We start from the raw sequence: 21,322 nt of genomic DNA, 5'->3' as shown, positions 1-21,322 counted from the left end.
TCTGTCTTGTCCGCGTTGCCCGGCTGGTGCGTGCCGCCCTGCCCCCAGTCACGAACGACAGGACGACGATGCCTTCCATTACACCTGATGACGCCGTGATCGAGGTCTTCGGTGGGGTCGACAGCCACCAGGACACCCACACCGCGGCGATGATCGACCAGATCGGGCGGGTGCTGGGCACCCGGCAGTTCCCCGCCACCGTGGCCGGCTACGCCGACCTGCTGGTCTGGATGCGCGGGCACGGCCGGCTGGGCCGGGTCGGGGTCGAGGGCACCGGCGCCTACGGCGCGGGACTGGCCCGCCTGCTACGCGACGAGCACGTCAAGGCGATCGAGGTCGACCGGCCGGACCGCAAGACCCGCCGGTTCCAGGGCAAGTCCGATCCGATCGACGCGATCCAGGCCGCCAGGGCAGCCCTGGCCGGGGAACGCACCGGCACCCCCAAACAACGCGACGGCCGTGTCGAGGCCCTACGCAACCTGCGGGTGGCCCGCCGCAGCGCCGTCGACCAGCGTGCTGACACCCAGCGCCAGATGAAGACCCTGATCGTCACCGCTCCCGACGAACTCCGCGCCCGGCTACGCGGCCTGAGCGTCAAGCAGCTGATCGTCACCTGCGCGAACCTGCGGCCCGAGCGGGCCGATGCCGCCACCCCGGCCACCGCTGCCGAGATCGCGCTGCGGTCCCTGGCCCGCCGTCACCAGCAGCTGTCCGTCGAGATCACCGACCTCGACGAGCTACTCGAACCGCTGGTCGCTGCGATCAACCCCGGCCTGCTGGCCGCCAACGGCGTCGGCGCCGAGGTCGCCGGCCAGTTGCTGGTCAGCACCGGCGAGAACCACGACCGGATCGTCTCCGAGGCGGCGTTCGCCATGCTCTGCGGCGTCGCCCCGATCCCCGCCAGCTCCGGCAGGACCACCCGGCACCGACTCAACCGCGGCGGTGACCGGCAGGCCAACGCCGCCCTCTACCGCGTGGTGCTCTGCCGCCTGCGCTGGGATCCGCGCACCCGCGAGTACATGCAACGACGTACCAAGGAAGGCATGTCAAAGAAAGAAATCATTCGTTGCCTCAAGCGATACGTCGCCCGCGAGCTCTACCAGGTCATCACCGCAAACGATCTCGAACTCGCCGCTTGACATCCATAGGAGCATCCCGTACCGGAATCGGAGTCGGGTTTCGGGTTTCGGGTTTCGGTTTCGGGTGAAGCCGGTTTGAAGCCGCCCGCTGGCACCCTCTGGTTCGTCGTCGTGTCCGACGACCGTGTCCAGACGGGTCTACCCGGGGGGAAAGGGTGCCGTACTTCAAGGCGGAGCCGGCCGTCATCCGCGAGTTCGGCGCCGAGATCGCCGGGCTGGTCGACGACGCCGAGGCCGCGCAGCGCTACACCGACCGGTGGCTGGAGATCAGCGGCGCCAAGGGGCCGCTCTACCAGACGGTCTTCGACGCCGTCAGCCGGGTCAGGGGGACGCTGACGCTCTCCTACGCCCAGCTCGCGAACGTCTTCACCCTGTCCGCCGAAGAGGTCGACCGGGCCGCCGACTACTACCAGAACACGGACGTCGCCTCGGCCGAGAAGTTCGACCGGACGTACTGAGTTCGACGGACCTACCGAGTTCGACCCGGACCTATCGAAGCGGGCGAGGAGGAGCACGACCGGCATGGCCGCACCCATCGACGACCTCGTCGAGCCGAAGGCGCAGGACCCGATCCCGGACAGCCTGGAGAACGTACTCGGGCTGCCGCAGTACATCAGCCCGTCGTACTGGCTGGGTCGGGCCGCCGAGTTCGTCTGCGGCACCAACCCGTGGCAGTGGCTCGCCGAGGAACTGACCGGCGACTGGCAGGCGCTACAGACCGCCGGCCAGGCGGTGCAGAACCTGGCCGGCTTCAACGACGCCTGCGCCAGCACCGTCAACTCCGCGGTCGCGACCGTGGGTTACGGCTGGGAGGGGAACGCCGCCGACGCCGCCGACGAGTACTTCAGCGAAGTCTCGCAGGTGCTCCGGGGGCAGATCAGCGCCCTCGTCTCGCTGGGCCACCAGCTGGAGACGACCGCGTTCAGCATCTACGAGACGGCCGGCGCCCTGAAGGGGCTGCTGGAGGGGCTGACCGACCTGCTGATCGCGATCGGGATCGAGATGGCCGCGACCGCCGCCTCGGCAGTGACCGTCATCGGGCCGTTCCTCGGTGGTGCCAGCATCGCCTTCACCGCCGGTCAGGCGGCGGCGAAGTGGCAGCAGATCCTCAGCGTGCAGAACCACCTGTGGAACATCGCCCAGGCGTACACCGGGGTGGTCGCCGGACTGCTCGGCGAGGTGGAGAACGCGAAGCTGCCGTACCTGCCGTCCCGGGAGTACGACCATCCGGCGGTTCGGCCGCCGAAGGAACCACCCGTCTCCCACCACCGGGAATGAGCCGGAGGACCAGATGACCCGACCGAACGAGCAGGACGAGCCGGAGGAGCCGATGCTGGACGTCGCCGGGGGCGACCCGGCGCTCTCCCGGCACCTGCGCGACTCGCTGAAGGTGCTCGGCGAGCGTACCGACGACCCGGAGTTCCGCCGGCTCGTCGCCGACGTACTCGCCGGCCGGCGCGGGCTGCGCGAGGCGGCCGGCTCGCCGGTCTTCGCCGCGGCGGTCGACGCGCGGGTGGACCAGTTCATCGAGCGCTGGGCGGAGATCCCCGAGGAGGAACGGGCCGAGCTGGCCGCACAGGGCGAGCGGGAGTTCGCCGCGCTGCGCGAGCGGCTGGACCGGGAACGCCGGGACCGGGAACGCTGGCTGCGCGACCACCCCGACGGGTACTGAGCCGGTAAGCCCACGCTGGGCGGTTCCGTGTGAGCTGACGGTGCACGCCGACGAAATGGTCTACGGCGTCTGCCGATTCGCCGACCGGCGGTCCGTGCCGCCAGAACACGGCGGTGTTCGGGTCAGGGCGTCCGATGTGAAGTCGAGCTGAAGCAGAAATGAAGTCGGTGTTCGATACCTTCATTTCAGATCAGTTGTGAAGAGAGAGGTTCGAGGAATGGCGAAATTCAAGCGCGTACTCATGCACTCGTTTGTGGTCATCGCCATCGCGGTGATGGCGCCGCTGGCGGCGAGCGGGTCCGCGGTTGCGGCACCGGTGACCGGAAACAGCGTAGCTGCGCAGGCCTGTGGTTGGCTCGGGGGTGAGACTTACAATCACTGCGGCAACACTTACGTGATTCTCCGGGCGACGGATTTCTGGGGCACGGACTACTACCCTTGTGTGGGGCCAGGGGAAACCCACCTGGGCCACCTTTCGACGTGGGTCATCCGGTACGCCGTATACATCGGACGCACCTGCTGAAACCTCTCCGGAGTGTCCGGCAGATACCGGTGTGGATCGCCCGGAGCAACGGGCACCCACGCCGGTATCTGGGCCGGGGCGGTCGTGTACGTAGTCCCTCAGCAGTCAGTGCAGTGGTTCACCCAGGCCGGCAACCGCTCGGCCGGAAGGAACGCTTGGAGGTCCCCGACAGTCTGCGCCGCCGTGCCCCGCACCTCGTACGGGCCTCCAGCGGTTATCGGGGTGCGGTCGTTCAGCAGGCCGTGCAGCAGCTGCGAGGCGGCGGCACCTATCCGGCCCTGACGAGGCACACTCGGATCGTGCCCACAGTCTTCATCGCCGGTCCGGTGTCATGGAATCTGCTGATCCATACGGAGGTGTTGCCCCGCCCGGAACCGCACACGGTGTTCGCACAGTGGCATCACGACACTCTCGGCGGAACATCAGCCGGCAAGGCCCTGAACCTGCGGCGGTTGGGCGTGGACGTCGCCCTTTGCACGTTGTTGGGCGACGACGACCCGGGCCGACGCATCCTGCGGCAGTTACGGGCCGCCGGCATCGACGTGATCGGCGATCTTTCCGGCAACGGCTCCGAACGTCACGTCAACCTCATGGACAGCGCCGGCCACCGACTGTCGATCTATCTGACGCTACCGGTCGCGACTTCCCCTGGTCCAGGCGCCGGCACCCTGCGGGATCGGCAGGACGCCGTCTTGGCTGCCGCGGACGTCGTCGTCGTGGACCTCGCGAACCACAGCCGACGGTTCCTCGCCCTGGCCCGCGCGAACGGCAAGACGATCTGGTGCGACCTGCACGACTACGACGGCCGGGACCCGTTCCACGCCGAGTTCCGCGATGCCGCCGACGTCGTCTTCGTCAGTGGCGAACGACTCTCCGACCCCCGGAGATTTCTGCGCGATCAGATAGCCAAAGGCAAGCAGCTCGTCGTCTGCACCCAGGGTGCCGACGGTGCCATCGCGCTGAACTCGGACGGCGACATGATCGCTATGCCCGCACAACGCGTCCCCGACCTGGTGGACACCAACGGCGCCGGCGACGCGTTCTTCGCCGGGTTCCTCGCCGCTCACCTGGACGGCGGATCACTTCGCCACTGCCTCGAACGGGCCACCCAGGTCGCAGCATCCTGCGTGCGCTCCCGGGACCTCGTCCCGACCGACAGCATCGGCGACGATGCACCGATTGCGGAACCCCCGCCGCCCCCCATGCTGCCTACACTCGACCGGTGATGAAGGGGTGCTTCGTTGACGATGGGCGGCGGCTGGCCCGGTTTGCCGGTGAGTTCGTCGTTCGATGCCCGCAGTGCGGCGCGGCGGCGAGGGTCTCGCGGGAATGGGACGGCGCCGGGCGAACCTGGCGGCCGGCGGCAGTTACCTGCGTGACCTGTGGGTTCTCGCGCCGACAACACAGGCCCGCCGGCTGTGAATGTGGCCACTGCCGACGTCACCTCCCCGACAGCTGGGCTGGTCCGGTGGTCATCAGCATGCGGCAGCGGTGCAGTCACTGCGGGCGCCGGATGTACGTGGATCGCCAGGTGAAAACGGCACCGAAGCATCGATTCGTCACCCTGCACTGCGACGGATGCGGTGCCACGACCAACGCGAGCTACGAGTTGCGTCCGGTCATGGTGCCCGCAGCTTTGGTGGACAACTGCTTCGGTCTGCCGTTGTGGCTGCAGACCGCTTGCGCCGGTCACACGTTGTGGGCCTTCAACACGCGTCACCTCGCTTACCTCAAGGAGTTCCTGCGGGCCGGGCTTCGAGAACGGCACGGCACGGCGAACGCCTCGGTGGTGTCCCGACTGCCCGGCTGGCTGAAACAGGCCAAGCACCGGGGCGAGGCACTGCGCGCTGTCGAGCGTCTTGAACGACTGCTCTTGCCCTGAAATGCGGCAGCCGACTGCATATAGTCCGGATTGTCCTGGTTGAGATGGCCGTCGAGAGGTCTGCTTGTCGTCGGAGTCACGGTATCTTGAGGTTGGCAGCCGGCCGCGATTCAGGAGGTGTGTATGACTGTCGAGATGGTCGCGCCGGCCTGGATGCATGAGCAGGTCACGGCCGAGCAGTACGCGACGTGGACAGAAGAGCAGTGTGCGGGTATCGAGATCGTGGATGGGATGGTCCTCGTGGGTCCGAGCGCCTCCAAGCGGCACAACCGCTTGGTCAGGCTTCTGGCGAACGCCTTGGACGCTGCCGCGGGGCCGGATTGGAACGCCGACACCGACTTCGATGTCCGGCTCCAGGACGTGCCACTGAACAACCGTCGTCCTGACGTGACGGTCTACCGGGCGGACACCATCGACGTCTCTCCGACCCGACCCGAGCACGTGCTTCTTGTGGTCGAGGTGGTCTCTCCCGGCTCGGAGACGACCGACCGGATCGTCAAGGCTGATCAGTACGCGAGGGCTGGCATTCAGTTCTATTGGCGTGTCGAGCAGGCCGTGACTGGGGCGCCTCTCGTCTACACGTACGTTCTCGACCCGGCGACCGGACGCTACCGCGATGGCGAAATCTTCACCGGCGTCGTGACCTGTTGGTGGTGGAACCCTGCACGATCGGCGCGTCCAGCGTCTCCAGCTCGTGCAGCTGGTCGATGTAGCCGCCGATCACCAGATGGCAGTGACTCGCCTGTCGTCGCGTCCCGGGGCCCTGCCAGGACCCCGGGACCTCCTGTCAAGCGGCGTCGAGGGCTTCGGTGATCTTGCGGTTCATCTCCGCCATGGTTGGGCTGGCCCCGCCTTCGCGGGCTCGGGTGGCTGCTTCGATGGCGACGATGACGGTGCTGCGGAAGTTGTCGGCCTCCGCTGGGTCCTGTTGCCTGAGCAGGCTGATGGCTGCTGTCAGGGCCGGCAGCACATGCTCGGCGATAGCGGCGACGGACTTGCCGTCCAGGTCCTTGCCCTTCGGAGACGTGGCGAGTACATGCCCGACCGGGCCGGTGGCAGAGGCCAGGGCGATGGAGCCGTTGGTGGCGACCTTGTGGGGTGAGCCGGCGGCGTCAGCGGCGGCCAGCAGCGTGACGGCGCCGTACGCGGCGGTGCGCAAAGTGCGCTTGTCCTGGTCGGTCAGGGTGACGGACATGGTTGGGTGCTCCTTTGGCTGAGCGGACGGGTGGTGCATCGACGATTCGCCCCGTCGTGGGTCAACGGTTGGGCGTCGTGGGTCGAGGGTGGGCCTACCGGGAGCTGGCTCGTCAGTCGCCGATTGCCTGGTAGACCGTGGTCCAGAAGTCGTGGATAGCCCGTGCGGGATCCGGGACGGACATTCCGACCTGGGTGAGCAGGATGCCTGTGAGTTGGTTCTCCGGGTCGGCGTAGGCCGAGGTGCCGGTTCCACCGTCCCAGCCGAACTGGCCGACGGGCGCGTAGTCGCCGCGGTAGGTGCGTACCGCCATGCCGATGCCCCAGCCGCCGTGCTGCCCCTGGCCGAACGACACATGGACGTTGTTTCTGGCCATGGCGTCTCGGGCGGCCTGCTGCTCGGGTGTGAGGCGGTTGGTGGTCATCAGCGTGACGGCGGGGCGGGAGAGGATCCGTTCGGTGCCGTGCGTTCCGCCGTTCAGCAGCATCCGGAAGTACGTGTGGTAGTCGTCGACGGTGGTGACCAGCCCGCTGCCGCCTGACTGGAATGTCAGAGGCTGGCTGTACTGCCCGCCGGCGGCCTCGTCCCACAGGATGAACTTCCCGGTCTGCGCGTCGGGAGCGTAGCTGGGCGGCAGCCGGTCGATGTCACGTGCGGGCACGTGGAAGCCGGTGTCCTTCATGTCCAGTGGATCGAGGATGCGCTCGCGGAGGAACGTCTCGAACGACTGACCCGTGATCCTGGCGACGAGGACGCCGAGTACGTCGTGGCTGATGTGGTACTGCCACCGTTCTCCGGGCTGGTGCATCAGCGGGAGCTGGCCAAGGCGGCGCATCCACTCGTCGGGCTCAGGGTATTCCGTCATCTTCTGGGGGAATATCGCCTGCTCGAAGACCGCGCCCATGATGGGAGTGCCCAGCGCCGTCATGTCCATGCCGAGCCCGAACGTAGAGGTCAGCAGGTCCCGTACGGTGATCGGGCGTCGCGCCGGCACGGTGTCGTCCAGCGGGGCGTCGATGCGGGTCAGCACCTGCCGGTCGGCCAGTTCCGGCAGCCACTGCTCGACCAGATCGTCCAGCCGCAGCCTGCACTCGTCGAGGAGCACCATCGTCGCCGCCATCGTGACCGGCTTGGACGTGGACGCCAACCGGAAGATCGTGTCCCGGCCCATCGCTGGGCCACCATCGTGGCGCATCGTCCCGAGCGCCTCGACGTGCGTCTGACCGCCCCGGCTGACCAGGGCGACGAGCCCGGGAATCCTCCTGGACTCGACGTGCCGTGCCAGCACGTCGCGCAGTCTGCGCAGCCCCGACTCGGAGAAGCCCCTGTTGCCTGTGTCCATCGTGTATCTCCCTGCGTCCAGTGTTCCGATCCGCCAGACCCGGCCCGCGTGGCGCTGATGGCCCCGGTTGAGCTGGGCCGCGACGTCGGTCCTGCGGCAGCGGCCTGCCGTGATGTACCTGCACGGCGATGCTAACGACACCGCCGTAGCGTTAAGCGCGTTCAAGGTAGCACCGCAGTGCCGCTAACGCAACCGCCGTTTTCTTAACGCCTCGATGGGGTGGGTAAAAGAGAACACAGTTGCGTTAAGCTGGCTGGGCAGGACGCCGATCACCCGAGAGAGGAGCCGCTCTTGTCCGACGACCGCCCGGCCCCTGGAACAGTGCGACCCCGCGGGCGCACCGAACGTGTCCGCGCCGCCGTCTTGGCCGCCACCCGCGCCGAACTGGAGGCCCACGGGTACCCCGCCCTGAGCATGGAACGCGTCGCGGAGATCGCCGGAGTCGCCAAGAGCACCGTGTACCGTCGATGGCGCGACCCGGTTGGCCTGCTCGCCGAACTCCTCCACGACCTGTCCATGGCCGAGGTGCCCCTGCCGGACACCGGTTCGATAGAGCTGGACCTGCACGGTCTGGCGTTGGGCATCTACCGCTTCTACACCCACCCGGCCTGGCGTCCGATAATGCTCGGCCTGATCGCCGCGGGCGTACACGACCCGCGAGCCGCGCAGGCGCTGCACGATTTCTTCCAGGCCCGCAACGACCTGGCAGCCGAGCCCGTGCGACACGCCATCAAGCGCGGGGATCTACCCACCGACACCGATCCGGTCGAGGTGATCCGAACTCTCGGCGCACCCTTCTACTACCGGATGCTCGTCACCCATGAACCGATCGACGAAACCGTCGCCGAGCAGGCCGCGGCGGCCGCCGTCGCCGCAGCGAAGGCCGGAACGTATTCGACGCGCTGACCGCACGCCGGCGGACCTACATCCGCAGCACCGGCACCGGACCTGCGTGGAGCTCGCCGACAACCCTCCCGGTCGGGTGCTGGTCCGGGACAGCAAGGACCGGCAGGGGCCAACGCCCACCTTCGAACCGGCCGCCTGGCGGGCCTTCGTCCGGCTGACCCGCGAGGCCGCCTGACGCTGCTCAGTCCACGCTGGGCAGTGGTGGCCCGAGTACGTCGTCGGCGTCCACGATGGTGTACGCGTAGCCCTGCTCGGCGAGGAAGCGCTGCCGGTGTGCCGCGTATTCCGTGTCGATGGTGTCCCGGGAGACGACCGTGTAGAAGTGCGCCTGCCGGCGGTCGGCCTTGGGCCGGAGCACCCGGCCGAGCCGCTGCGCCTCCTCCTGCCGGGAGCCGAAGGTGCCGGAGACCTGGATCGCCACCGCCGCCTCCGGCAGGTCGATGGAGAAGTTGCCGACCTTGGAGATGACAAGGGTGGAGATCTCGCCGGCCCGGAACGCGTCGAAGAGCCGTTCCCGCTCCCTGTTGGTGGTGGAGCCCTGCACGATCGGCGCGTCCAGCGTCTCGCCCAGCTCGTGCAGCTGGTCGATGTAGCCGCCGATCACCAGCACCTGGTCGTCGGCGTGCCGGGCGACGAGCGCCTTCACCACCGGCAGCTTGGTCCGGGCGGTCGCCGCCACCCGGTAGCGCTCCTCCGGCTCCGCGACCGCGTACGCCATCCGCTCGGCCTCGGTGAGCGTGACACGTACCTCGGTGCAGTCGGCCGGGGCGATCCAGCCCTGCGCCTCGATGTCCTTCCACGGCGCGTCGTACCGCTTCGGGCCGATCAGCGAGAAGACGTCGCCCTCCCGGCCGTCCTCCCGGACCAGCGTGGCGGTCAGGCCGAGCCGGCGGCGGGCCTGGAGGTCGGCGGTGAACCGGAAGATCGGCGCCGGCAGCAGGTGCACCTCGTCGTAGATCACCAGGCCCCAGTCCCGGGCGCCGAACAGGTCCAGGTGGGTGAAGGCGCCGCCGCGCCGCGCGGTCAGCACCTGGTAGGTCGCGATGGTGACCGGGCGGATCTCCTTGCGCTCGCCGGAGTACTCCCCGATCTCCTCCTCGGTCAGCGAGGTGCGGGCGATCAGCTCCCGCTTCCACTGCCGACCGGCCACGGTGTTGGTGACCAGGATCAGCGTGGTCGCCTTCGCCTCGGCCATCGCGGCGGCCCCGACCAGGGTCTTGCCGGCCCCGCAGGGCAGCACCACCACGCCCGATCCGCCGGCCCAGAAGGTCTGCACCGCCTCCCGCTGGTAGGACCGCAGCTCCCAGGCCGGCTTCCCGTCGGCACCGGCGGTGGCCAGCTCGATCGGGTGCGCCTCGCCGTCCACGTAGCCGGCCAGGTCCTCGGCAGGCCAGCCGAGCTTGAGCAGCGCCTGCTTGAGCCGGCCCCGCTCGGACGGGTGCACGACCATCGTGTCCTCGTCGACCTTCGCGCCGAGCATCCCGGCCAGCTTCTTGCTCTTGGCGACCTCGATCAGCACCATCCGGTCCACCGCGCGCAGCACCAGACCGTGGGTCGGATGTGCGACGAGTTGCAGCCGGCCGTACCGGTCCATGGTCTCGGCGACGTCGACGAGCAGCGCGTGCGGCACCGGATAGCGGGAGAACCGCAGCAGCGCGTCGACCACGCCCTCGGCGTCGTGCCCGGCCGCCCGTGCGTTCCACAGGCCCAGCGGGGTCAGCCGGTAGGTGTGCACGTGTTCCGGTGAGCGTTCCAGCTCTGCGAAGGGCGCGATCGCCATCCGGCAGGCGAGCGCATCCGGGTGGTCGACCTCCAGCAGCAGGGTCTTGTCCGACTGCACGATGAGTGGTCCGCCGCTCACGCTTCCGCCCTTCCGTCCCGGGTCGGGCGTCGCACGCGCCGACCCTCAAGTCTTGCACGACGCGGATCAACCCGGAAAAATTCTTCACCTGGTGCAACCAGAGCGGTACTCCCGTGCGTCTAGCTGTCGATGGCTTCTGGGGAGGGCAGATGGTACTGGCGCGTCATGGCACCGGTCTGATCACTCTAGCGGCGGTCGTCCTGTTCGGCGCCGGTGCGTGCGCGTTTGATCCGCAGTCGGACCAGTCGGGAGCAGCTGGAGGGCTCCCGCCGGTCGAGGTGGCGGAGGACGCAACGGGGGCGAGCGCGCCGCCCGCGCCGGACCGGGGAGCGTCGACCACCCCGAGTCCGCGCACCACCCCGCGCAAGCGGGCACCCGGCACGCCGACGACGAAGCCGAAGAAGCCGGCCCGGAGCAGTTCGCCGAAGGCGCCGGCCGGCTGCCCGCAGGGGGAGCGGCAGCGCGAGGTGGAGGGCTACCTCGCCCGGCTCGGCGGGTTCGGCCGGGTCACCGTCGACGGCCGGCAGTCCGCCGCCGACTGCGCCGCCATCAAGAAGTTCCAGCGCCGCTACGACATCCGCCCCGTCGAGGGCCGGGCCGGGCCGACCACCGCCGACGTCGCCCGCCGGCTGGCCCGCACCGACACCGGGAAGTGCAGAACCGGCAGCGGTAGGACCTTCTGCGTCGACCTGACCCTGCAGACCGTCTGGGCGATGCGCGGCGACACGGTGGTGATGGCGCCCACCGTCACCCGCACCGGCATGTCCGGGTACGCCACGCCGGCCGGCACCTACAAGGTCAACTTCCGGAACACCAGGGAGTGGTCGGACCCGTACGAGGTGTGGTTGCCGTACTGGCAGCGCTTCGTCGGCGGGATCGGCTTCCACGAGACCACCACCTACCTGCACAACAAGGGGATCGGCTCACACGGCTGCGTCAACCTGCTGCCGGCCGACGCCCGGCGGATGTGGCAGCTCGGCAAGGTCGGCACCCGGGTGCACGTGCTGGGGCGGCGTCCGGGGACCTGACGTGACATTCGGGCGGTGACCCTGTCATATCGGCCGGTCAGGTGCGAGTCTTGATTCTCGGACGCAGACGCGGCGCGGCGGGAGGTTCGCAGATGTCGGTCGACGGCGAGGTGAGGTCCGAGACAGGCTCCCCGCCCGCTCCTGGCCCCGCACCGGCACCCGTCTCCCGGGCCACCGTGCTGGCGTACGCCGCCGTGGCGGTGCTGCTGGCCAGCTGGGTGCTCTTCGGCTGGCTGGTGCAGCAGCAGGGCTTCGTCAACTCGCTCGGCGAGGGGCTCGGCGCCGCCTTCACCCTGCTGCTCATCGTCTCGGTCGTCGGCTCGGTCCGCCAGCACCGGAGGGACTGAGCCGGGGCCTCACCCGTCGAGGACCGCCGCCGTGATCCGGTGCAGGGCGAAGGTGTGCAGCATCTCGGTGCGCTCGTCCTCGGCCCGCAGATAGCCGGCGCCGATCGACACCGGCCGGACCAGCCGGGACGCGGTGGCACCGTGCGCGTCGACGTAGCCGACCCAGACCAGCGCCTTGTCCCGGACCGCCTGCTGGAGCACGGCGAGCGCCTGGGTGTGCGCGTGCGCGGGCGGCAGCCCCGGGCCGGCGGCACCCGGCCGGCCGGCACCCCGGACCGTACTCGGCGCCCGGCGGGCCGCCCTCGCCGCGGCGTCACCCCGGCGGACCTGTTCCACGATGCCGAGCAGCCGGGGAGTGGAGAGCCTCGGCTTGGCCATCGGGTCGCTGCCACGGTTGGCCACCGAGCCCCGGGCGGGTGCCCGGCGTACCTTCGGCCGGGTCAGCACCGTCGCCCCGGTGGCGTCCTCGGAGACCGGCGCGTACCCGGCCTCGCGCAGCGCCGCGAGCAGCCGCCCCACCAGGTGCGGGGTGGTGAGTACGGTCGGTGCGAGCCGGCGCAGCGACATCGGGGCGAGCCGCCGGTCGGCGAGTACCTCGGTCAGCAGCGCCTCGTCGTCACTGCGCAGGTACGCCCCGGCCGAGCCGACCCGGAGCCCGCCGTGCTTGCGGGCCACGTCGTCGATCAGATAGGTGAGGCCCTGCGGGACCGGGGTCCGGGACCGGCGCTTGAAGAGCGCGTGCAGGTCGTCGGCCGCGTAGCCGGCGTCCAGCGCCCGGCGCACACTCGCCCCGGTCACCCGGTGCACGCTCGCCCCGCCGGCCGACTCGGGCTCGGCCACGGTGGCCAGCTCGGCGGCGACCGTCGGCTCCGGCGGGCCGGGCACCACGACTGTCAGGTCGGCCTGCACCAGGAAGTGGTCGACCGGCGCCGGCAGCAGCGCGTCCAGCGCCCGGACCGCGGCGGAGCCGCCGCCGGCCGCACCGGCCGCGTCCGGCCGGACGCCGAGCGGATCGTCGCCGGACTCGCCGAGCCGGACGTCCCCGGCGGTCCACTGGGCCAGCAGCAGCCGGCCGTAGGTGGTGAGCGCGCCGAGCCCGGTCACCCCGAGCAGGGCCGCCTCGGCGAGTACCTCCCGCTGCCCGGCCTCCCGGCCCAGGCTGCGCCGGGGTGAACGCCAGGCGAGCAGGTCGACCACCTCGTCGACGCTCGGCGCGGTGCCCGGTTCGAGGTCGCCGAGCGTCTCTAGGACGGCCCGGCGTACCGCGGGCGCGCCGGCCCGCTCCGCCTCGGCCGAGAGCACCGACACCGGCCGGTCCCGCTCGTCGCGCTGGCCGACCAGGCCCACCTGGCGGGTCATCCCGAGCCAGGCCCGGGCCAGGTGCTCCCAGCGGTGCGCCAGCGAGCCGTCCCGCCAGCCCTCGTAACCGGCGGCCGGCAGCATCTGCTGGTCGGCCCCGTTGCGGCTGGTGACGCTGCCGGGCAGGTCCAGTTCACCGAGCAGGCCGGCCGCGTACGCCACCTCCAGCAGCAGGGCGGCGGTCGACTCGTCCAGCCCGGTCGACCGGGCCAGCCGGCGCAGGTCGCGTACCCCGAGGCCGCCGGAGCGGAGTACCGGGGCGGGGTCGGCGGCGAGTTGTTCGAGCAGCGCCTCGGTGTGCCGTACCGCCTCCATCGCCTGTCCTGCTCCGGCCGAGTCGGCGGCCTTCGGCTCCCGGGCCGCGCCCGCGACGGCCGGCGGGGTGGGCCGGAGCGGGCCGAGCGGGCCGGAGTCGCGGCGCAGCAGCAGGCCGATCTCCCGGGGAAGTTCGACGGCGGTCGGCGCCCCGGCCGGACTGCCCGGCTCGGTGACCGGCACCAGCAGGTGGTTGTCGACAAGCCAGGAGACGGGGGCGGCGGCGCCGGTGCCGGGCGGGGCGGCGGCCGGCAGCGTACCGATCGGCGGGCCGGCGGCGAGCCGGTCCAGGATCGCCCGGGCCGGCGGCGGCGCGGCCAGCAGCCTCCGGCGCAACCGGGCCGGGTCGGCGACCAGGACGGCCGTCGCCGGGTCCAGCTCCGCGGCCGGCCGGCCGAGCCCCGCCGGGTACGGCGAGCAGACCTCGTCCACGCCCGGCACCACCAGCAACGACTCCTCCGACCCGTAGAGCAGGAAGAGTGCCCGGAGCCGGTCGACGGCCGACCGGACCGGGGTACTGTCCGCCCGGCGACCGGTCCCGACGGCCAGGGTGAGGATGTTCTCGGTCGACGTTCCGCCATGATCTGCGTCACGGCTGAGCCGGGCGGCGTCCAGGATCCGCAGGGTGAACTCGTCGAGCCCGTCCAGGGCGCGGGCCACCGACACCCGGGACTGGGCGCGGACCGCCAGGGCGGACAGATCGGTCGGTACCGGCACGACGAGATCCGGACGCAGCCGGAACAGGGCGGCCAGCGCCTCGTCGGGCAGCGCCCGCAAATGATCGGCGAGTGTGGTCATCGTCTTTCCACGCTATCCGGCCGGGCGCCGGTCGCGCCTGTCGGTCGCGCGCCTTGTCGCCGAGCGGAGTTGCGCGCCTTGTCGCCGAGCGGAGTCGTGTGCCTCGTCGCCGGGCGGACCGCGGGCGGTGGCCGCCCAGCATGCGATCATGGCGGCGTGACTGCCCCAGCGGTCGGGTTCGACCTCGACATGACCCTGATCGACACCAGGCCCGGCATCGCCGCCGCCTTCCGGGCGCTCACCGCCGCGACCGGGGTCCACGTCGACACCGACCTCGTGGTGAGTCGGCTCGGCCCGCCGCTCGCCACCGAGCTGCGGAACTGGTTTCCGGCCGACAAGCTGGACGAGGCCGTCCGGCTCTACCGGTCGCTCTACCCGGAGTACGCGATCACGAGGTCCCGGCCGCTGCCCGGGGCGGTCGAGGCGATCGCCGAGCTGCGCGCGGCCGGCCTGCGGTCGATGGTGGTCACCGCCAAACACGGCCCACTGGCCAGGCTGCACCTGGAACACCTCGGCATCCGGGTGGACGAGCTGGTCGGCGATCTCTTCGCGGCCGAGAAGGCGACGGCGCTGACCGAGCACGGCGCGGAACTCTACGTCGGTGACCACGTCGCGGACATGCTGGCCGCGCAGACCGCCGGCATCCCCGCACTCGGTGTGACCACCGGCTCGCACGGCGCCGACGAGCTGCGGGCGGCCGGCGCCGACCTGGTGGTCGCGGACCTTACCGGATTCCCACAGGCGCTCCGGCGGTTGGTGCGGCTAGCCTTGTGAGGACAGCAATCTCATCAGGGAGTCGAGGTTTCAGGTGCCGACGGGTCGAGTGAAGTGGTACGACGCGGCCAAGGGCTACGGGTTCGTCACCAGTGACGAGGGTGGCGACGTGTTCCTGCCGAAGGGCGCGCTGCCGGCTGGTGTCACCGACCTGAAGGGCGGCCAGCGGGTCGAGTTCGGCGTCGTGGACAGCCGCCGGGGCGCGCAGGCGCTCGGGGTGAAACTGCTGGACGCGCCACCGTCCATGGCGGAGCTGCGCCGCCGGCCGGCGGAGGAGCTGCACGGCCTGGTCGAAGACATGATCAAGGTACTGGAGGCGAAGGTCCAGCCGGACCTGCGCCGGGGCCGGTTCCCGGACCGGAAGACCGCGCAGACGGTGGCTCAGCTCGTCCACGCGGTCGCCCGCGAACTGGAGATCTGAGGGGTCAGCCCGGCAGCCGCCGCCCGGCCGAGCAGGGCGTCGACCGCGGCCTGCCCCTCGGCGCCCAGCTCGGCGGTGAACTCGTTGACGTAGAGCGCGATGTGCCGGTCGACCACGTCGCGCTCCATCTCCTGGGCGTGCGCGAGCACGTACTCCTCGGTGCCGGCCGGCTCCGCCCAGGCTCGGCGTACCGAGTCGCGGATCCAGCCGGTCGCCTCGGCCGGGTCGACGGCACCCCGGCGGGCCAGGATGGCGCCGAGCGGGATCGGCAGGCCGGTCTCGGCCTCCCACCACTGTCCCAGGTCGACCAGGGCGCTCAGCCCGTACCGGGGGTACGTGAACCGGGCCTCGTGGATGACCAGCCCGGCGTCGTACCGGCCGGCCGCCACGCCCGGCATGATCTCGTGGAACGGGACGACCTCGATCCGCGCCGGAGGCCGCCGCGCCGACCAGAGCCGGAACAGCAGGTACGCGGTCGTCCGGTCGCCCGGCACCGCCACGGTCGCCCCGGTCAGCTCGACGAGATCACCCCGGGTCAGCACCAGCGGGCCGCAGCCCCGGCCCAGCGCGCCGCCGCAGGGCAGCAGGTGATAGTCGTCGAGCAGCCACGGCAGCGCGGCGTAACTCACCTTGACCAGGTCGTACGCCCCGCGTTCGGCGGCGGTGTTTGTCACGTCCACGTCGGCGTAGGTCACGTCGACCGCCGGTGCGCCGGGGACCAGCCCGTGCACCAGGGCGTGGAACACGAAGGTGTCGTTGGGGCAGGGCGAGATCGCCAGGGAGAGCGCCACGGTCCCACGCTAACCCCGCCGCCTCCCGCCGCCGCCCTGCCGTCCCCGCCCGGTTGGCCAGGTCACGTCAACCGTGGTCGGACGCCGCCTGCGGCCCGCCGACCGGGAACGCCCGCGCCGCGCCTGCCGACCGCGCGACCCTCGCCACCGGGGGTGGCCCGGGAGTGCCCGCCGCGTCGCGCCTGTCGCCGCGAGACCCGCACGTCGAGCTGTCGATCGGCAATATCCGCATGTCGAGGCTGCCGAGCGGGGCTGGCCGCCGGTCCAGGCTGTCCGAGCGGCACTACCTCCCACGGAGACTGTCGAGCTGGGTGCACAAACGGGGCAGCCCACTCCTACGATGCCGGTGGCCCGGTGGCCCGGTGGCCCGGTGGCCCGGTGGCCCGGTGGCCCGGTGGCCCGGTGGCCCGGTGGCCCGGTGGCCCGGTGGCCCGGTGGCCCGGTGGCCCGGTGGCCCGGTGGCCCGGTGGCCCGGTGGCCCGGTGGCCCGGTGGCCCGGGCGGCGGGGGCTCAGTGGGTGCACAGGCGGGGCAGCTCGACAGTCTCCGAAACAGGAGTTGCCCGGTCGTGCTCCCAGGTTCGGCGAGCGGTTGTGCCGGAAGTTATCCACAGGGTGCGCTGTTGTCCACAGCCCGATGAAGCGGCCTTGGCGGGTGCGATGGGACCTTGGACCATCGATTCCCATGACACGGCAGAGCGAGCCGCCGCGCCTCGACGGGCCGCCGCATTCCGGCGAGCCGCTGGATCCCGATCGGCTGCTGGATCTCGGCGGGCTGCTCAGGAGGCTTCGGCGGCGGGCCGATCTCAGCCAGCGTGAGCTGGCGTCCCGGGCGGGGGTGCCGAAGAGCACGGTCTCGCGGATCGAGGCGGGCCGGGCCGGCGACCCGAGGTTTCGCACGGTCGAGCGCCTGGTGCTGGCGGCCGGCGGCACGCTCGGGCTGGCGGGCCTGCCGGCGCATCCGCACGAGCACCGCCGCGACGAGGGCGGGCGGCGCTACCCCGCGCACCTGGACGTGCGGGACGTCTACGGGCCGAAGGACTGGCCGGGAGCCTGGTGGGCGCACTGGTACAACCTGCCGCCGGAGCAGTGGCCGCTCAGGGTGCCGGAGGCGACCTTCGACCTGTGCCGGGAGCGGCGGGACCGGCGACGCTGGCGGGAGGAGATGCGGCGCCGGGTGCGGGTACGTGCCGTCACCGGGGGTCTTCCGCCGGGCGGTTGGCAGTGGGTGGCCGAACTGCCCGACGGTGAGCTGATCGGCGACCTGCGGGCGCACCTGCGCGGTCGGCATCCGGTCGAACTCGGCCACCCGGGCGAGTCGGACCAGGAGGTGCTGCTGGACGGGGTGGTCGTCGTCGCCCCGTGCCGAGGGCTCGGTATCGGGCGCCTGCTCTTCGCCGAACTGCTGGCCGAGATTGACCGGGTCGGGATCCGGGTCGCTCGGGCGGTGACCGAGTTCGACGGCGTGGAGTTCCTGGTCCGCTGCGGGTTCGTGCCCGAAGCGAGCCGCCCGGTCCGGCTGACCCTCCACCGCCCCGGCTGACTTCCACCGCCTTCCGCCCGGCTGGCCGGGGACGCGACGGAGAGCGGGGCGCCGGTCCGGTCAGAGCTTCGGACCGACCGTGCCGAAGGCGGCGGTCAGCGCCGCGAAGGCGTCGCCGATCCGCCACGCCGACCGGTCCCGGGGGCCGATCGGGTTCGAGATCGTACGCAGCTCCGCGAAGGGGAGCCTGGCGGCGACGGCGGCGCTCGCCACCCCGTACCCTTCCATCGCCTCGGCCACCGCGTCCGGGTGCCGGGCCAGCAGGGCCGCCGTGGTCGCGGCGGTGCCGGTCACGGTGCTGAGGGTGAGGACCGCGCCGGTGACCGCCTGTGGCAGCCCGGCCCGGAGCACGTCCAGCAGGCCCGGGTCGACGGGCAGCGTGCTGGTGCCGAAACCCAGGTCGTCGAGGGGGAGGAAGCCGTTCGGCGACTCGGCGCCGAGGTCGGCCGCGACGCTGCGGGTCGCGACGACGATCCCGCCGACCGGGGCGCGGCCCGGAAAGCCGCCGCCGATGCCGGCACTGACCACCGCGCGGTACGGCCGTCCGGCCGCCTCGGCCAGCGCGACCAGCCGGGCGGTGCCGGCGGCGGCCGCGGCCGGCCCGACCCCGACCGGTTCGACGGTGACCGCGTCGGTGACCAGCCCGGCGCGTACCGCTTCGGCTTCGGCGGCGACCGCCGTGACCACGAGTATCCCGTCGCCCACTACGTCCCCCGGTTCTCCCGGCGCGAGCCCTCCTCGCCCGTCCCCGGGCTGGGTACCGCGGACGACGGCCGGTAGATGTGGTAACCGGGGGGCGCCAGCTGCGGATCCTGGTCGGGGTCGTCCGCTCTGCCGCCGGGCGGCTCGTCGCCGGTCCGTCGGGCCATCGCGGGGGCCGGGGAGGTGGGTGCCGGATCGCCACCGGGCAGCCGGTCGGCCGGGCGATCCCGCCCGGCCGACCGGTCGGCCGCGGGCTCGGGGTCGGGTCGCTGATCGGGACGCTGGTCGGCCGGAGGCTCGCGGTCGGGGCGCCGCTCGCCGGGGCGCCTGCCGGTCGGACGGTCCGGTGCGGTGCGGGGCGGAGGATCGGCCTCGGCCATCGCCCGCCCGGAGAGCCGCTCGCCGCGCAACCGGGTGGCGGCGACGAACGCCCAGAGGGTGCCGGCGGCGGCGAGCCCGGTGAGCAGGCCCACCCCGATCCGGCCGTCCAGCGGCACCAGGCCGAGGCCACCGCCGGCCACGAAGGCGAGCATCAGCACCGTCTCGGAGTGCGCGAAGCCGGTCGCCCGGAGCCGCTCCGGCACCCGTTCCTGGATGGAGGCGTCCACGGCCAGCTTCGCGATGCCGCTGATCACGGCGGTGACCAGGCAGAGCAGGGCGACCAGCAGCAGGGAGAACCGGAGCGTGGCGACGACCCCGACAACGGTCACCAGGACCAGTCCGCCGGCCTGCAACGCGACCGGCCGGTGGATGCGCAGCCGGGTACCCACGGCGGTGGCCAGGAACGTCCCGACGCCGAGCGCACCGCCGACCGCGCCGAGCGCGACCTCGGCGCCGTGCTGCCGGCCGAAGAGTTCGGTGTCGAGGTCACCGGCCTTGATCGCGAAGGCGAGGAAGAGCAGCAGGAAGCCGTAGATGCCGCGCAGCGCGGCGCTGCCGACCAGGGCGCTGAGCACCAGCCGGCCGCCCGGTCCGCTGCGGCTGAGCGCCCGCTCCCGCCCGTTCCGGCCGGGGCGGAGCGCCTGGAAGGCCCTCGGCACGGTCTCCGGCGGGTCGGAATCGGCCCGGGGCGGCAGCCGCAGCGCGATCACCATGCCGACCAGGAAGATCAACGAGGCGACCCGGAGCGGCCACTGTGGACCGAACCAGAACGCGGCCAACCCGATCGGCAGCACCAGAGCACCGGCGATCGAGCCGTAGACGCTGGCCCGGGCGCCGGCCTGGGACAGGCCCATCCCCTCCGGCAGCAGCCGGGGCACCGCCGCCGAACGGGCCACCCCGTACGCCCGGGACAGCGCCAGTACGCCGAAGGCGGCCGGGTAGAGGCCGAAACCGTGGATGTAGTCCGAGATCAACCAGGCCAGGAAGGCCCGGCCGAGCATGGTGGCGGCCAGGGCGTAGCGGCGCCCGTGCCGGAAGTGGTCGAGCAGCGGTCCCACAACCGGGGCGAGCAGTGCGAACGGCACCATGGTGACCAGCAGGTAGAGCGCCACCTTGCTGCGTGCCTCGCCGAGCGGGGCGTTGAAGAAGATCGTCCCGGCCAGCCCGATCGTGATCAGCGTGTCCCCGGCGCACGAGGCGGCGTGCAGGTCGAAGAGCCGGACCATCCCGGCCTCGCCACCGGCACCCCTGGCGCGTACCCGGGCGACCCGGCGGGTCGTCCAGCGGGCACTGCCGAGCGAACCCCGGAAGAGCAGCCGGACGGCCCGGATCGCCGTACCGACGACGTGCCCGGGGACCGACCGCCCAGAACGGGTGAACAGCGGCATGAGCACCATCCTTGCCCATCCGGCCGGCGACCGTCGCCACCTGTGCGGAGATATCTCTGCGGGAAGGCGCGGGGAGTGCCGCCGACCCGCCGTCAAGGATAGGCAACAATGGGTGGGTGACCAGGAGCAGCACGGCCCGAGCCGCCCGCCTCGACCAGGTCTGCGCCAGCGCCGTCGACGTGGCGCGGGAGGGCATCACCGAGGTCGACCCCGCCGACGTCGGCGACTACCAGGGAGCCATCGCCGAGGGCGACCGGCTCGTGACGCACCTCTTCGAGTGCCGGCTGCCCGGCTACCAGGGCTGGCGGTGGGCAGTCACGGTGACCAGGGTGCCGCGCAGCCGGCACGTCACCATCTGCGAGACGTTCCTGCTGCCCGGCCCGGACGCGCTGCTGGCGCCGAGCTGGCTGCCCTGGCAGGAGCGGCTCCAGCCGGGCGACCTCGGGGTCGGCGACCTGCTGCCCACCCCGGCCGACGACGAGCGGCTCGCCCCCGGCTACCTGCTCTCCGACGACCCGGCGGTCGAGGAGACGGCCTGGGAGCTGGGCCTCGGCCGGCCCCGGGTGATGTCCCGGGAGGGCCGGATCGACACCGCCCAGCGGTGGTACGACGGCGACCACGGCCCGAGCGCGCCGATCTCGGTCGCCGCCCCCCGGGCCGCCCGCTGCGGCACCTGCGGCTTCTACCTGCCGCTGGCCGGCGCGCTCCGGCAGTCCTTCGGGGTCTGCGGAAACTTCTTCGCCCCGGACGACGGGCGGGCGGTGAGCGCCGACCACGGTTGCGGGGCACACTCCGAGACGATGATCGAGTCGGTCGAGACGCCTGTCGACGAGCTACCCACGATCTACGACGACAGCGAGGTCGAGGCGATCGCGGTCAGCCGGGCGCCCGGCTCGGTCGAGGCCGCCGAGCCGCCGGAGCCGTACGGGCACGGCTGAGCGGGCGCGCCCGGGCAGC

At 71.9% G+C, this 21,322-nt stretch carries 21 protein-coding genes and 3 pseudogenes; 17 read left to right on the top strand and 7 right to left on the bottom strand.

Annotation, left to right across the window (positions count from 1 at the left end):
* Positions 1 to 68: 68 nt before the first annotated feature.
* From ACN28A_RS10955 to ACN28A_RS10915, 9 genes and pseudogenes are all read left to right on the top strand, one after another.
* Positions 69 to 1,207: pseudogene (locus tag ACN28A_RS10955) on the top strand (IS110 family transposase).
* 87 nt (positions 1,208 to 1,294) lie between these two features.
* Entirely contained in the window at positions 1,295 to 1,597 is a 303-nt protein-coding gene (locus ACN28A_RS10950) for a type VII secretion target (protein WP_421394700.1), read from the top strand.
* A gap of 64 nt (positions 1,598 to 1,661) precedes the next feature.
* The gene (locus ACN28A_RS10945; RefSeq protein WP_421394697.1) at positions 1,662 to 2,417 is read left to right on the top strand and encodes a WXG100 family type VII secretion target; all 756 of its coding nucleotides are present in this window, start codon (positions 1,662 to 1,664) and stop codon (positions 2,415 to 2,417) included.
* 13 nt (positions 2,418 to 2,430) lie between these two features.
* The gene (locus tag ACN28A_RS10940; RefSeq protein WP_421394694.1) at positions 2,431 to 2,811 is read left to right on the top strand and encodes a hypothetical protein; all 381 of its coding nucleotides are present in this window, start codon (positions 2,431 to 2,433) and stop codon (positions 2,809 to 2,811) included.
* Between the two features lie 217 nt (positions 2,812 to 3,028).
* Positions 3,029 to 3,334: a DUF6355 family natural product biosynthesis protein gene (locus tag ACN28A_RS10935; RefSeq protein WP_421394693.1), complete on the top strand. Its 306-nt coding sequence runs from the start codon at positions 3,029 to 3,031 to the stop codon at positions 3,332 to 3,334.
* Between the two features lie 299 nt (positions 3,335 to 3,633).
* A complete protein-coding gene (locus ACN28A_RS10930) occupies positions 3,634 to 4,560 on the top strand; it encodes a carbohydrate kinase family protein (protein WP_421394691.1) in 927 nt (308 codons plus the stop codon).
* A 64-nt stretch (positions 4,561 to 4,624) separates the two neighbouring features.
* On the top strand, positions 4,625 to 4,756 hold the full coding sequence (locus tag ACN28A_RS10925) for a hypothetical protein (RefSeq protein ID WP_421394689.1): 132 nt from the start codon (positions 4,625 to 4,627) through the stop codon (positions 4,754 to 4,756).
* Between the two features lie 46 nt (positions 4,757 to 4,802).
* Positions 4,803 to 5,216, top strand: coding sequence for a hypothetical protein (locus tag ACN28A_RS10920; RefSeq protein ID WP_421394688.1), 414 nt, complete (start codon positions 4,803 to 4,805; stop codon positions 5,214 to 5,216).
* A 123-nt stretch (positions 5,217 to 5,339) separates the two neighbouring features.
* Positions 5,340 to 5,756 (top strand): annotated as a pseudogene (locus ACN28A_RS10915) (Uma2 family endonuclease); the annotation flags it as partial.
* Between the two features lie 247 nt (positions 5,757 to 6,003).
* Here the strand turns inward: ACN28A_RS10915 and ACN28A_RS10910 are convergent.
* Together ACN28A_RS10910 and ACN28A_RS10905 are read right to left on the bottom strand one after the other, a co-directional pair.
* A complete protein-coding gene (locus ACN28A_RS10910) occupies positions 6,004 to 6,411 on the bottom strand; it encodes a hypothetical protein (protein ID WP_421394686.1) in 408 nt (135 codons plus the stop codon).
* Positions 6,412 to 6,523: 112 nt separating this feature from the next.
* The gene (locus ACN28A_RS10905) at positions 6,524 to 7,753 is read right to left on the bottom strand and encodes a serine hydrolase domain-containing protein (RefSeq protein ID WP_421394684.1); all 1,230 of its coding nucleotides are present in this window, start codon (positions 7,751 to 7,753) and stop codon (positions 6,524 to 6,526) included.
* Between the two features lie 291 nt (positions 7,754 to 8,044).
* Here ACN28A_RS10905 and ACN28A_RS10900 point away from each other — a divergent pair, with 291 nt between their 5' ends.
* Together ACN28A_RS10900 and ACN28A_RS10895 are read left to right on the top strand one after the other, a co-directional pair.
* Positions 8,045 to 8,659 (top strand): TetR/AcrR family transcriptional regulator, encoded by a 615-nt coding sequence (locus ACN28A_RS10900; protein ID WP_421394681.1) that lies wholly within the window; start codon positions 8,045 to 8,047, stop codon positions 8,657 to 8,659.
* 43 nt (positions 8,660 to 8,702) lie between these two features.
* Positions 8,703 to 8,834: pseudogene (locus tag ACN28A_RS10895) on the top strand (DUF397 domain-containing protein); the annotation flags it as partial.
* Positions 8,835 to 8,840: 6 nt separating this feature from the next.
* Here the strand turns inward: ACN28A_RS10895 and ACN28A_RS10890 are convergent.
* Positions 8,841 to 10,520, bottom strand: a complete 1,680-nt coding sequence (locus tag ACN28A_RS10890) for a DNA repair helicase XPB (RefSeq protein WP_421394680.1) — start codon at positions 10,518 to 10,520, stop codon at positions 8,841 to 8,843.
* 149 nt (positions 10,521 to 10,669) lie between these two features.
* On the opposite strand from ACN28A_RS10890, the gene ACN28A_RS10885 reads away from it, so the two are divergent.
* Positions 10,670 to 11,548, top strand: a complete 879-nt coding sequence (locus tag ACN28A_RS10885) for a L,D-transpeptidase family protein (RefSeq protein WP_421394677.1) — start codon at positions 10,670 to 10,672, stop codon at positions 11,546 to 11,548.
* A gap of 92 nt (positions 11,549 to 11,640) precedes the next feature.
* Complete coding sequence (locus ACN28A_RS10880) at positions 11,641 to 11,895, top strand: hypothetical protein (RefSeq protein WP_421394674.1); 255 nt, start codon at positions 11,641 to 11,643, stop codon at positions 11,893 to 11,895.
* A 9-nt stretch (positions 11,896 to 11,904) separates the two neighbouring features.
* Here ACN28A_RS10880 and ACN28A_RS10875 read toward each other — a convergent pair whose 3' ends face one another.
* Positions 11,905 to 14,367 carry a helicase-associated domain-containing protein gene (locus tag ACN28A_RS10875; RefSeq protein WP_421394671.1) on the bottom strand — a complete coding sequence of 821 codons (2,463 nt, stop codon included), beginning with the start codon at positions 14,365 to 14,367 and terminating at the stop codon, positions 11,905 to 11,907.
* 156 nt (positions 14,368 to 14,523) lie between these two features.
* Between ACN28A_RS10875 and ACN28A_RS10870 the strand changes: the two genes are divergently transcribed.
* Positions 14,524 to 15,141, top strand: coding sequence for an HAD family hydrolase (locus ACN28A_RS10870; protein ID WP_421394668.1), 618 nt, complete (start codon positions 14,524 to 14,526; stop codon positions 15,139 to 15,141).
* Between the two features lie 34 nt (positions 15,142 to 15,175).
* The gene (locus tag ACN28A_RS10865; RefSeq protein ID WP_101368382.1) at positions 15,176 to 15,562 is read left to right on the top strand and encodes a cold-shock protein; all 387 of its coding nucleotides are present in this window, start codon (positions 15,176 to 15,178) and stop codon (positions 15,560 to 15,562) included.
* Here the strand turns inward: ACN28A_RS10865 and ACN28A_RS10860 are convergent.
* Positions 15,523 to 16,353 carry a 1,4-dihydroxy-6-naphthoate synthase gene (locus tag ACN28A_RS10860; RefSeq protein WP_421394665.1) on the bottom strand — a complete coding sequence of 277 codons (831 nt, stop codon included), beginning with the start codon at positions 16,351 to 16,353 and terminating at the stop codon, positions 15,523 to 15,525. The genes ACN28A_RS10865 and ACN28A_RS10860 overlap by 40 nt on opposite strands.
* Positions 16,354 to 17,036: 683 nt before the next feature.
* Here ACN28A_RS10860 and ACN28A_RS10855 point away from each other — a divergent pair.
* Positions 17,037 to 17,894, top strand: coding sequence for a GNAT family N-acetyltransferase (locus ACN28A_RS10855; RefSeq protein ID WP_421394662.1), 858 nt, complete (start codon positions 17,037 to 17,039; stop codon positions 17,892 to 17,894).
* A gap of 60 nt (positions 17,895 to 17,954) precedes the next feature.
* On the opposite strand, the gene ACN28A_RS10850 is transcribed toward ACN28A_RS10855, so the two are convergent.
* Positions 17,955 to 18,599 carry a futalosine hydrolase gene (locus ACN28A_RS10850; RefSeq protein WP_421394660.1) on the bottom strand — a complete coding sequence of 215 codons (645 nt, stop codon included), beginning with the start codon at positions 18,597 to 18,599 and terminating at the stop codon, positions 17,955 to 17,957.
* Positions 18,599 to 20,365, bottom strand: coding sequence for an MFS transporter (locus ACN28A_RS10845; RefSeq protein ID WP_421394658.1), 1,767 nt, complete (start codon positions 20,363 to 20,365; stop codon positions 18,599 to 18,601). The genes ACN28A_RS10850 and ACN28A_RS10845 overlap by 1 nt, the downstream gene beginning before the upstream one ends.
* A gap of 98 nt (positions 20,366 to 20,463) precedes the next feature.
* Here ACN28A_RS10845 and ACN28A_RS10840 point away from each other — a divergent pair, with 98 nt between their 5' ends.
* Positions 20,464 to 21,303 (top strand): DUF3027 domain-containing protein, encoded by an 840-nt coding sequence (locus ACN28A_RS10840; protein ID WP_421404286.1) that lies wholly within the window; start codon positions 20,464 to 20,466, stop codon positions 21,301 to 21,303.
* Positions 21,304 to 21,322: the final 19 nt, after the last annotated feature.

Source organism: Plantactinospora sp. WMMB782 (genome assembly GCF_049179135.1).
Taxonomy (GTDB): Bacteria; Actinomycetota; Actinomycetes; order Mycobacteriales; family Micromonosporaceae; genus Plantactinospora.
The sequence above is the reverse complement of the archived record's forward strand: the minus strand, read 5'-3'. Positions and strand labels throughout refer to the sequence as shown.